10 protein-coding genes are annotated in these 10,866 nt (G+C 69.6%); 2 read left to right on the top strand and 8 right to left on the bottom strand.

The window, feature by feature from the left end:
- A partial coding sequence (locus KME77_RS21080; RefSeq protein WP_219470405.1) for a GNAT family N-acetyltransferase occupies positions 1 to 542 on the top strand: 542 nt, incomplete at its 5' end.
- 25 nt (positions 543 to 567) lie between these two features.
- On the opposite strand, the gene KME77_RS21075 is transcribed toward KME77_RS21080, so the two are convergent.
- Genes KME77_RS21075 through KME77_RS21040 form a run of 8 tightly spaced genes read right to left on the bottom strand, consistent with a single transcriptional unit; the run spans position 568 to position 8,363 of the window.
- Complete coding sequence (locus KME77_RS21075; protein ID WP_219470404.1) at positions 568 to 1,485, bottom strand: aldo/keto reductase; 918 nt, start codon at positions 1,483 to 1,485, stop codon at positions 568 to 570.
- 16 nt (positions 1,486 to 1,501) lie between these two features.
- Complete coding sequence (locus tag KME77_RS21070; RefSeq protein WP_219470402.1) at positions 1,502 to 1,807, bottom strand: L-rhamnose mutarotase; 306 nt, start codon at positions 1,805 to 1,807, stop codon at positions 1,502 to 1,504.
- A complete protein-coding gene (locus KME77_RS21065) occupies positions 1,807 to 2,811 on the bottom strand; it encodes an ABC transporter permease (RefSeq protein ID WP_308250799.1) in 1,005 nt (334 codons plus the stop codon). Before KME77_RS21065 ends, KME77_RS21070 begins: the two co-directional genes overlap by 1 nt.
- An 11-nt stretch (positions 2,812 to 2,822) precedes the next feature.
- Positions 2,823 to 4,304 (bottom strand): sugar ABC transporter ATP-binding protein, encoded by a 1,482-nt coding sequence (locus KME77_RS21060; protein WP_219470401.1) that lies wholly within the window; start codon positions 4,302 to 4,304, stop codon positions 2,823 to 2,825.
- On the bottom strand, positions 4,304 to 5,353 hold the full coding sequence (locus KME77_RS21055) for a sugar ABC transporter substrate-binding protein (RefSeq protein WP_219470399.1): 1,050 nt from the start codon (positions 5,351 to 5,353) through the stop codon (positions 4,304 to 4,306). Before KME77_RS21055 ends, KME77_RS21060 begins: the two co-directional genes overlap by 1 nt.
- Before the next feature lie 51 nt (positions 5,354 to 5,404).
- Entirely contained in the window at positions 5,405 to 6,139 is a 735-nt protein-coding gene (locus tag KME77_RS21050; RefSeq protein WP_219470397.1) for an SDR family NAD(P)-dependent oxidoreductase, read from the bottom strand.
- Complete coding sequence (locus KME77_RS21045) at positions 6,136 to 7,464, bottom strand: L-fuconate dehydratase (RefSeq protein WP_308250798.1); 1,329 nt, start codon at positions 7,462 to 7,464, stop codon at positions 6,136 to 6,138. The genes KME77_RS21050 and KME77_RS21045 overlap by 4 nt, the downstream gene beginning before the upstream one ends.
- A 53-nt stretch (positions 7,465 to 7,517) precedes the next feature.
- Positions 7,518 to 8,363 carry a fumarylacetoacetate hydrolase family protein gene (locus tag KME77_RS21040; RefSeq protein ID WP_219470395.1) on the bottom strand — a complete coding sequence of 282 codons (846 nt, stop codon included), beginning with the start codon at positions 8,361 to 8,363 and terminating at the stop codon, positions 7,518 to 7,520.
- An 842-nt stretch (positions 8,364 to 9,205) separates the two neighbouring features.
- On the opposite strand from KME77_RS21040, the gene KME77_RS21035 reads away from it, so the two are divergent.
- Complete coding sequence (locus tag KME77_RS21035) at positions 9,206 to 10,390, top strand: cytochrome P450 (protein ID WP_219470392.1); 1,185 nt, start codon at positions 9,206 to 9,208, stop codon at positions 10,388 to 10,390.
- Positions 10,391 to 10,866: the final 476 nt, after the last annotated feature.

The raw sequence follows: 10,866 nt of genomic DNA, 5'->3' as shown, positions 1-10,866 counted from the left end.
GCAGCCGGACGCCGGGCGGACGCCGGGCGGCGGGCGGCGGGCGGCGGGCGGGTGGTGCGGTGGGGGGAGGTCGGGTGGGGGATACTCGCGACATGCGGATATCCGAAATATCGCCTCATGACGACACGGTGGGCGGCCGGCTGCTGGAGGTGCAGCACGCCGCGTACGCCGTCGAGGCGGAGATCATCGGCGACACCCGGATCCCGCCGCTGAGCGAGACCCTGGACGAGCTGCGGGCACGCCCCCTGACGTGGGCGGCCGCGTACGACGGCGACCTCCTCGTCGGAGCCGTCGCCTGGACGGAAACGGCCGACGAGGTGGACATCGACCGGTTGGTCGTCGCCCCGGAGGCGCACCGCAGAGGCGTCGGGCGCGCGCTGGTCGAGGAGGTCACCGGCCGCGCCGGCGACCGGCGGATCGTCGTGTCCACCGGCCGCGACAACGGCCCGGCCCGCGGTCTGTACGAGCGGCTCGGGTTCGTGAAGAGCGGCGAGGTCGAGGTGATCCCAGGGCTCTGGGTCGTCGAGTACGCCCGCGGTTAGCGCAGCCGATCAGCCGCGTCCCAGGTCAGAGCAGTCCCTCGGCCTCCAGTTCCGCCCACAGATCGTCGGGCACCGGCCGCTGCCAGAGCGCGGTGTTGGCGGCGACCTCCTCGGGCGAGCGGGCGCCGAGGACGACCGAGGCGATCGCCGGGTGGCGCGCTGGAAAGGCCATGGCCGCCTGCGGCAGCGGGACCCCGTGCCGTTCGCAGACCTTGGCGATGCGCCGGGCGCGGCCGAGCACCTCCGCCGAGGCGGGCGCGTAGTCGTAGGTGCCCGACGGGGTGGCGGTGGCGAGCATGCCGCTGTTGAAGACGCCCGCCGCCAGCACCCGGACGCCGCGTCCGGCGCACGCGTCCAGCAGGGGAAGCCCCGACTGGTCGAGCAGCGTGTAGCGGCCGGCCAGCATGACGACGTCGATGTCCGTCTCCTGGACGAAGCGCAGCGGCACCTGCCACTGGTTCATGCCGACGCCGACCGCGCCGATCACGCCCTGCGAGCGCAGGTCGGCCAGCGCCGGGTAGGCCTCGGCGATGGCCTGGTCGGCGTGGTCGTCGGGGTCGTGGACGATGGCGACGTCGACGCGGTCGAGGCCGAGCCGGGTGAGTGACTCCTCCAGCGACCGCAGCACGCCGTCGCGGGAGAAGTCCCATTCGCGCCTCAGCGCGGCGGGCACGTCGAAGCCCTGGTCGTCGCGGGCGGCGGCGCCGTTGGGCACCAGCAGCCGGCCGACCTTGGTCGACAGCACAAAGCCCGAACGGCCTCGGAGCGCGCTGCCGAGCCGGCGTTCGGACAGGCCGAGGCCGTAGTGCGGCGCCGTGTCGTACAGGCGCACGCCGTGCTCCCACGCGGCGTCCACGGTGGCGCGGGCCTGCTCCTCGCCGACCGCCTCGTAGAGCCCGGCGATCGGAGCGGCTCCGAAGCCGAGACGCGGCAGCTCGATCACTTGCGCCTCCAGAACGTCATGTCATCTCCCAGACCTGCGCCAGCCCGCCGGACTCCTTGTCGAAGTCGCCGTCGAGCAGGCGGTTCATCTTCCGCTGCCACGCCTGGTCGGCGGGGTCGTCCTTCATCGCCGCCTGGAAGGCCGCGTAGTCGTCCACCTCGACGAAGTGGAACAGGTCGAGCCCGTCGCGGAAGATCCGCCAGGAGTGCACGCCCGCCGCCCGCATGGCCGCCTCCAGCTCGGCGGGGATGCGGGCGTGCTCCCGATCGTAGGTCTCCTCGAACCCCGCCTTGAGCCTGGTACGCAGTGCGATTCGTTCCATCAGTCCTGCGCCTTCCCTCCCGCTATGCGGCTGATGATGAGCGCGATCAGGATGATGCCGCCGTAGACCACCGGCTGCCAGAAGCCGGAGACGCTCTTGAGCGTGAGGATGTTCTGGACCAGGCCGATCACCAGCACGCCGGTGAGCGCGCCGAGGATCGTGCCCTTGCCGCCGTCCATGCTGACGCCGCCGATGACGGCCGCGGCGAACACCATGAAGATCCAGCCCACGCCCTGGTTGGAGCCGATGGCGCCGAGCCGTCCGGTCTCCAGCACGCCGGCCAGCGCGGCGAGCGTGCCGCCGAGGATGAACACGCCCCACAGGACCCGGTCCACCCGGATGCCGGCCGCCCTGGCCGCGTCGGAGTTGCCGCCGATCGCGTACAGGGACCGCCCGACCCGGAAGTAACCAAGACCGACGATGCCCGCCACGAACAGCACGCCCGCGATCCAGATCGCCGCCGGCAGCCCGAGCCAGACCGCGCTGCCCAGGTAGAGGATGGACTCCGGCAGCTCGAACAGCGTCTTGCCCTCGGTCGGGCCGAGCTGCAGGCCGTGCACGATGATCAGCATGGCCAGCGTGACGATGAACGCCGACAGCTGGAATCTGATGATCAGGAACCCGTTGAACGCGCCGATCGCCGCCCCGATCAGCAGGCACAGCGGGATCACCAGCCCGCCTGGTAACCCGATCCCGAACCCGCCCGCGGACGTGGGGATCGCCAGCATCACCGCGAGGGCCGGCGCCATGCCGACCGTCGACTCCAGCGACAGGTCGAACTTGCCGGCGATCAGGATCAGCGCCTCGGCCAGCACCAGGAGCGAGATCGCCGCCTGCTGCTGCAGGACGTTGACGAGGTTGCCCTGCGTCAGGAAGATCGGGTCCGCGAACGCGCCCACGATCAGCAGGATGACGATCACCGGCACCAGCGTCAGGTCCCGGAACCTGGCCAGCCGCAACCGGGAGGCCGGCGCGGTCAGTGTGGTCGCTCTTGTCGGGGTCACTCTTGTCGGCGTCACTCTTGTATGCCTTCCATCACGGCCACCAGCTCGTGGTCGGTCCACCCACGCGGCACGTCCTTCACGACCCTGCCGTGGAACATCACCAGTACCCGGTCGCAGATGCGCAGGTCGTCGAGCTCGTCGGAGACCAGCACGGCCCCCGCCCCGCGCTCGACCGCGTCCTCGACGGCGCCGAGCAGGGCCTGTTTGGCCTTGACGTCCACGCCCGCGGTCGGGTTGATCACCACCAGCGCGGCCGGGTCGTCGACCAGGGCCCGCGCGAACACCACCTTCTGCGCGTTGCCGCCGGACAGGTCGCCGACGGGCTGGTCGGGCCCCTCGGTCTTGATGTCCAGCCGGTCGATCAGCTCCTCGGCCCTGGCCCTGCGCCTGGACGGTGAGACGACGCCGAGGCGGCCGAGCTTGCGGGCGATCGGCAGTGTGCCGTTCTCCCCGACGGACAGCAGCGGGACGAAGCCCTCACGGTGCCGGTCCTCGGGCACGAAGCCGAGCCCGGCGTCCAGGGCGGCCGGGACGTCGCCCGGCCTGACCTTCGTGCCGTTGACCACGACCGTCCCGGAGTCGGGCCGGTGCAGGCCGACCAGGGTCTCGGCCAGTCCGACCTTGCCGCTGCTGGCCGATCCGGCGAGGCCGACCACCTCGCCGCTCCTGACCGACAGGTCCACCCGCTGGAAGCGGCCGGCCAGCGACAGGCCCTCCGCCTCCAGCACCACCGTGCCGTTGGCGCCGGCCCGGGCCCTGGCCTCGTACGAGAGCGTGGCCTCGCCGGTCATCGCCGCCACCAGCTCGTCGTGCGGCAGCTCGGCGACGGGCCTGGTCAGGACGTGCCGGGCGTCGCGGAAGACCGTGACGCTCTGGCAGATCTCGTACACCTCGTCCAGATGGTGGGAGATGTACATCATCGTCACGCCCTGCTCGCGCAGCGCCCGCATGCGGGTGAACAGCCGCTCGATGGCCGGGCCGTCGAGCCGGGCGGTCGGCTCGTCGAGGATGATGAAGCGCGCGCCGAACGACAGCGCGCGGGCGATCTCCACGAGCTGGCGCTGCTCGACGTTGAGGTCACCGGCCAGCGCCTCGGCGTCGACGTCCACCTCGTACGTGGTCAGCAGCTCACGGGCCCTGGCCCGCAGCGCCCGCCATCTGATCATGCCGTGGGCGGTCTGGCGGTTGAGGAACAGGTTCTCGGCCACCGTCAGCGCCGGGATGATCGTGGACTTCTGGTAGACGCACGCCACCCGCTGCCGCCAGGCGTCGCGGTCGGCGAGGGCGGGCGCGGTCTCTCCCGAGAACAGCACCTCGCCCTCGTCGGGCCGCTGGAGCCCGGTGAGGATGGAGACCAGGGTGGACTTGCCGGCGCCGTTCCTGCCGACGAGCGCGTGGGTCTCCCCCTCGGTGATCGTGATGCCCGCGCCGTCGAGCGCCGTGGTGGGACCGAACCGCTTGACGATATTCCGGGCTTCAACGTGATTTTTCATCACTTGACCTGGTTGCCCCAGAGGCTCTTGTCGTCAACATTGTCCTTGGTGACGAGCGGGGCGGGAAGCTGATCCTCCAGACCGTTCGGGAGCTGGATGATCGTGCTGTCGTGGTCCGTCGGGCCCGGCTTGAAGGTCTTGCCCTCGACCGCCGCCTTGGCGTAGTAGAGGGCGTACTTCGCGTACAGGTCCGCGGGCTGCGACACCGTGGCGTCGATGTCACCCTTGCGGATCGCCTCGAACTCCTGCGGGATGCCGTCGTTGGAGATCACGAACACGTGCTTGGAGTCGGTCGGCGGGACCAGCAGGTTCTTCTGCTTGAGCACCTGCAGCGTCGGCGCCAGGTGCACCCCGCCCGCGTGCATGTAGATACCCTTGATGTCCGGGTTCTGTTCCAGCCTGGTCTGCAGCATTGACGCGGCCTTGCTGCCCTCCCACTCGGTCGGCTCCTCGAACACCGTGATCCCAGGGAACTTGCTCTTCATGCACTCGCGGAACGCCTCGGCCCTGTCCCGGCCGTTGACCGAGCTGAGCGAGCCCATCAGCTGGACCACCTTGCCCTTGCCGCCCAGCTTCTCGCCGAGGAACTCGCAGGCCTTGGTCCCGTACGCCCGGTTGTCGGCGCGGACGACCATGTAGACCGGGCCCTTGTCCGGGCGGGTGTCCACGCTGACGACGGGGATCTTCCTGTTCGCCAGCGTCTGCAGGGTCGAGGCGATGGCGCCGGTGTCCTGCGGCGCCATGACGACCGCCTTGGCGCCCTGGCCGATCAGCGCCTGAACGTTGTTGACCAGCTTGGTCACGTCGTTCTGCGAGTTCGTCGGCGTCATCAGGTCGATCTTGAGCTCTCCGGCCATCTGGGGGACGTACTTGATGTAGGAGTTCCAGAAGTCGGAGTCGGCGCGGGGATGGTCGATGCCGATCTTCCCGCCTTGCGGCTGGGCGGCGCCTCCGGTCTGGGTGCCGGAGGCTCCCGTCTGGGTGCCGGAGCCACACGCGGTGACGATCGCCAGGAGGGCCGCGGTCGCGACCACAGGACCAAGCTTCATGGTGGGGGGTTACCTTTCTTGGTAGGCCGGGCGCCTGGTCGGCCGGGCGCCTCAGTTGGCTGGTCGGAGCCGAAGCCCCTGCATGCCTCCGTCGACCGCGAGCGAGGTCCCGGTGGTCGCGCCGGCCTCGGGACCCGCCAGGTAGGCGATCGCCGCGGCGACCTCCTCCGCGCTGACCAGCCGGCCCATGGGCTGCCTGGCGTTCAGCGCGGCGCGCTCGGCCGCCGGGTCGTCCGCGGAGTCGAGCAGCCTGCCGACCCACGGGGTGTCGGCGGTGCCGGGGTTGACGCAGTTGACGCGGATTCCCTCGCGTACGTGGTCGGCGGCCATCGCGAGCGTGAGCGACAGCACCGCGCCCTTGGTCGCGCTGTAGAGCGCCCGGTTCGGCAGGCCCGCGGTGGCCGCGATCGAGCACGTGTTGACCACCGACGCGTGCTGCGACCGCCGCAGGTACGGCAGCGCCGCCCGGGTGACGCGGACCATGCCGAAGACGTTCACGTCGAACACCTTCTGCCACTCGCTGTCGGGGTTGTCCTCGACGGTGCCCTGGGCTCCGATGCCGGCGTTGTTGATCACGATGTCGATGCCGCCGAGCCGTTCCGCCGCCTCGGCCACGGCCGCGCGGACGCCCGCGTCGTCGGTCACGTCCACCTTTATGCCGATGAACGGGTCGCCGGGCGGGTTCACGTCCAGGCAGGCGACCTTCATGCCGCGCTCGGCCAGGGCGGTGGCGGCGGCCAGTCCGATCCCCGAGCCGCCGCCCGTGACGATAGCTCTGAGACTCATGCGTTTCTCCAGACCTCGCCGCCGGGGAAGCTGTGGGCGGCGATCGATTCGGGGCGCATCGCCGCGCTGAAGCCCGGCGCGCTGGGGGCCAGGTAGCGGCCGCCCTGGATGACGACGGGATCGACGAAGTGCTCGTGCAGGTGGTCCACGTACTCGATCACCCGGCCGTCCATCGTGCCGCTGACCGCCACGTAGTCGAACATCGACAGGTGCTGCACCAGCTCGCACAGCCCCACGCCGCCGGCGTGCGGGCAGACGGGGATGCCGAACCTGGCCGCCAGCAGCAGGATCGCGATGTTCTCGTTCACGCCGCCGACGCGGGCGGAGTCGATCTGCAGGTACGAGATCGCGCCCGCCTGCAGAAGCTGCTTGAACACGATCCGGTTCTGGACGTGCTCCCCGGTGGCGACCGGGATGGGCCTGATGCCCTCGGCGATGGCGGCGTGGCCGAGCACGTCGTCGGGGCTGGTCGGCTCCTCCACCCAGTGCGGGGTGAACTCCCCCAGAGCGTTCACCCACTCGATGGCGGAGCCCACGTCCCAGCGCTGGTTGGCGTCGATCGCGATCGGGTAGTCGGCCCCGCACACCTCGCGGGCCACCCGGAAACGTCGGACGTCGTCGGCGAGGTCGGCGCCGACCTTGAGCTTGATCTGGCCGAAGCCGGCCTCGATCGCCTCCTTGCACAGGCGGCGCAGCTTGTCGTCGTCGTACCCGAGCCAGCCGGGGGACGTGGTGTAGGCCGGGTAGCCGCGCCGCTCCAGCTCGGCGATCCGCTCCGCCCTGCCGCCCTCCGCCTCCCTCAGGATCCGCAGCGCCTGCTCGGGCGTCAGCGCGTCGCTCAGGTACCGGAAGTCGACCAGATCGACGATCTCCTCGGGCGACATCTCGGACAGCAGCCGCCACACCGGCTTGCCCGCGCGCTTGGCCTTCAGGTCCCACAGGGCGTTGACCACGGCGGAGATCGCCATGTGCATGACGCCCTTCTCCGGGCCCAGCCAGCGCAGCTGCGAGTCGTTGACCATCTCCTTGTAGAGCGCGCCGAGGTCCTCGACGTCCCTGCCGATCACGAACGACTCCAGCGCACTGATGGCCGCCGTCTGGATGTCGTTGCCACGCCCGATGGTGAAGGCGAACCCGTGCCCCGCGTGGCCGTCGTCGGTCGTGAGCACGACGTAGGCGGCGGAGTAGTCGGGGTCGGGGTTCATGGCGTCGGAGCCGTCCAGCTCACGGGAGGTGGGGAACCGGATGTCATGGGTCTCCATCGCCACGATCCGGTAACCGCGCCGAGCAGCGACCTCCCCCGGCGTGCCGCCGTCGGCAGACACGCCACCTCGGGAAGGCGCGCCACCTTCCGGAGACGTGTCGTCTTGGGGAGCGGTCATGCCTGCCCCACCGTCTGGCGCTGGCGGCCGAGCCCTTCGATCTCCAGCTCCACCACGTCACCCGCGCGCAGGTACGGCTTGTCGGGCCTGCCCATGGCCACCCCGGCCGGAGTCCCGGTGTTGATCAGGTCGCCCGGCTCCAGCACCATGAACTGGCTCAGGTAGCGGACGATCTCCGCCACATCGAAGATCATGTTCTTGGTGTCGCCGTCCTGGCGCACCTCGCCGTTGACCGTCAGCTTCATGGCCAGGCTCTGCGGGTCGCCGACCTCGTCCGGGGTCACCAGCCAGGGGCCGAGCGGGTTGAACGTCTCGCACGACTTGCCCTTGTCCCACTGGCCGCCGCGTTCGAGCTGGAACTCACGCTCGGAGACGTCGTTGGCCACCGCGTACCCGGCGATGACGTCGAGCGCCTCCTCACGACTGCCCAGGTAGCGGGCCGGCTTGCCGATGACGACGGCCAGCTCCACCTCCCAGTCGGTCTTCACGCTGCCTCGCGGCACGAGCACCTCGTCGTACGGGCCGACCATGGTGTTGGCGGCCTTCATGAACACGACCGGCTCCGACGGGACCTCCGCGCCGGACTCGGCGGCGTGGTCGCTGTAGTTCAGGCCGATGCAGACGATCTTGCCCGGCCGCGCGATGGGAGCCCCGATCCGCAGACCCTCGGCGTCGATCACGGGCAGCGCGTCGCGTTCGAGCGCCTCCCGGACGCGCGCCACTCCCCCGGAAGCGAGGAAAGCCCCGTCAATCTCGGGCTCCCCGATGTCGCGCAGGCGTCCGGCGCCGTCCATCACCACCGGTCGCTCCTGGCCGACAGGTCCTACTCGCAGCAGCTTCACACCGCATCCCTAGGTTTATACATCGGATGTCTCTAGCCTTGATGCTGGTCGGCCTCGGTAGGGCCTGTCAAGGCTTCAGAGCCCGATACATCGGATCCATGTAGGCAAAGCCGCACCACAAGCGGTTGCAGCCGTCCTACGAGCCCCACCCTTGGCCGGTGGAACCCGGGTTAGCGCTCACACACATCGGAGGTCGCACCGCCAACATAGCGGACTCCCTTCACGCGCGTAACACCCAGATCCTCGGAGGTATCTCCTGCATCACCGCACCAAGCAGAGGCTCATCCACCTCGCACCCTTCCCTTCTCCTCACCGCCACAAGCACCTCTTGTTGGGCAAACCTGCCTCAAAAGCCGCCAGACACCCGATGAATCTCATCCCCTCAACCTGGGGCCCTAGAATGATCACCGCGCGAAGACTGGACCGGGACAAGGGCGGGCGGTTGACTGAGGCGGCAGAGCGTAATAGAACACGTTTCAATAAGGTGCCTAACCAAGCGCTTGATCACGTCTTCTACGGACCTCTGCCCGCATCCCACTCGCCCACATCACACCCGTACCGACGTCCACTCAAACCGCAGCACCTGCGCCAGCAGCAGCGAAAGCGACCCAGCCTCAAAGCAGTCCCGCCCCCGAAGGAAGCTGTCCGCCCTCGAAGCTGTCCCGTACCGGAACCACCCCCGCGCCCGAAGCCGCCTCGTATCCGGAACCGCCCCGCACCCACACGAACACACAGACCCGTCGGATTGACTAGATTGTTCCCTATCGACCCGATCGACCGGATTGACCAGAACATCCTGTATTCACCCAATCCACCACTTCAGCGGCCCGAGGTGACGTTCCGTGCATATTGACCTCGTTGATCAGGACGACTACGCGGCCTCCGGACCGCCGCACGAGCAGATGCGCTGGTTGCGCGAGAACGCCCCGGTCCACCGCCATCCCGGCGAGCCGGACTTCTGGGCGGTCACGCGGTACGAGGACGTCCAGCACGTGTCGCGGCACTCGGACCTCTTCTCCTCCTCCCGCCGGCTCGCGTTGTTCAACGAAGTGCCCGAGGAGCAGCGGGCCCTCCAGCGGCTGATGATGCTCAACCAGGACCCGCCGGAGCACACCCGGCGGCGCTCGCTGGTCAACCGCGGCTTCACCCCCCGCACCATCGGCGCTCTCGAACAGCACATCCGCGACATCTGCGACGACCTCCTCGACAAGTGCTCGGGAGAGACGGACTTCGTCACCGAGGTGGCCGCCCCACTCCCCCTGTACGTGATCTGCGAACTGCTCGGCGCCCCCGTCGCCGACCGGGACAAGCTCTTCAACTGGTCGAACCGCATGATCGGCGCCCAGGACCCCGACTACGCCGAGTCCCCGGAACAGGGCGGCGCGGCGGCGGCGGAGGTCTACGCGTACGCCAACCAGCTGGCCGCCCAGCGCAAGGCGAATCCCAAGGACGACATCGTCACCAAGCTCATCCAGCCGGACGAGAGCGGCGAGACGCTGGACGAGAACGAGTTCGACCTGTTCGTCCTCCTGCTCGTGGTCGCCGGCAACGAGACCACCCGCAACGCGGCCTCCGGCGGGATGCTCGCCCTCTTCGAGCACCCCGACCAGTGGGAACGCCTCGCCGCCGACCCCACCATGGCCAAGACGGCCGCCGACGAGATCGTCCGCTGGGTGTCCCCGGTGAACCTGTTCCGCCGCACCGCCACGGCTGACCTGGAGCTGGGCGGTCAGCAGATTCGCGAGAACGACAAGGTCGTCGTCTTCTACTCCTCGGCCAACCGCGACACCTCCGTCTTCCCCGACGCCGAGGTCTTCGACATCGGCCGCAACCCCAACCCGCACATCGGCTTCGGCGGCGGCGGCGCCCACTTCTGCCTGGGCAACCACCTGGCGAAGCTGGAGCTGCGCGTCCTGTTCGAGCAACTGGCCCGGCGCTACCCACGGCTCCGGCAGACGGGTGAGGCACGGCGACTCCGTTCGAACTTCATCAACGGCATCAAGGAACTTCCGGTGTCCATGAGCTGAGCCACGAACACCCCCGCCGAGGGGACACCACCACCACACGAGCGCACCCGCCAGAGACGAGATGGCGGCCTCCTGCCTGGGCAGTCGCCACAGGCAGGGGTGGCGGCCCCCTTGTGTGAACGCGCCCCAATGGCAAGGCGCGATCCAACGCGAAGGCGCCCGCCTGCGCCCGAAACGCCCGCCCGGCGACGCGACGGCCCCACCACGCAGGCGCGCCGCCGGGTGAGGTGACGACACCGCCATGTGAACGTCCGACGGGGAAATGCGATCGACCGCAGAGGCACGTCCCAGGTGGGAAGCGCCCGAGGGGTGACGCGAAGGCACCGCCGTACGAGCGCGCCCAGCGATCGCGGGGGTGATCGATCACGCGACGTCGGCACTCTTCAGGGGAGCACCCGGCGAATGGCGTGGCGGCACCGGTGCATGGCCGCTGTACAGCTACGGCAGCTGTACAGCGGTGACAACTACGGCGGCGC

The organism is Nonomuraea rhizosphaerae (assembly GCF_019396405.1).
Classification (GTDB): domain Bacteria; phylum Actinomycetota; class Actinomycetes; order Streptosporangiales; family Streptosporangiaceae; genus Nonomuraea; species Nonomuraea rhizosphaerae.
The sequence above is the reverse complement of the archived record's forward strand: the minus strand, read 5'-3'. Positions and strand labels throughout refer to the sequence as shown.

Bases quoted from the DNA above. Each gene is read 5' to 3' on its own strand.
- KME77_RS21070 (WP_219470402.1), bottom strand. From the start codon at position 1,807: ATGGAACGAATCGCACTGCGTACCAGGCTCAAGGCGGGGTTCGAGGAG.
- KME77_RS21060 (WP_219470401.1), bottom strand. From the start codon at position 4,304: ATGAAAAATCACGTTGAAGCCCGGAATATCGTCAAGCGGTTCGGTCCC.
- KME77_RS21055 (WP_219470399.1), bottom strand. From the start codon at position 5,353: ATGAAGCTTGGTCCTGTGGTCGCGACCGCGGCCCTCCTGGCGATCGTC.
- KME77_RS21050 (WP_219470397.1), bottom strand. From the start codon at position 6,139: ATGAGTCTCAGAGCTATCGTCACGGGCGGCGGCTCGGGGATCGGACTG.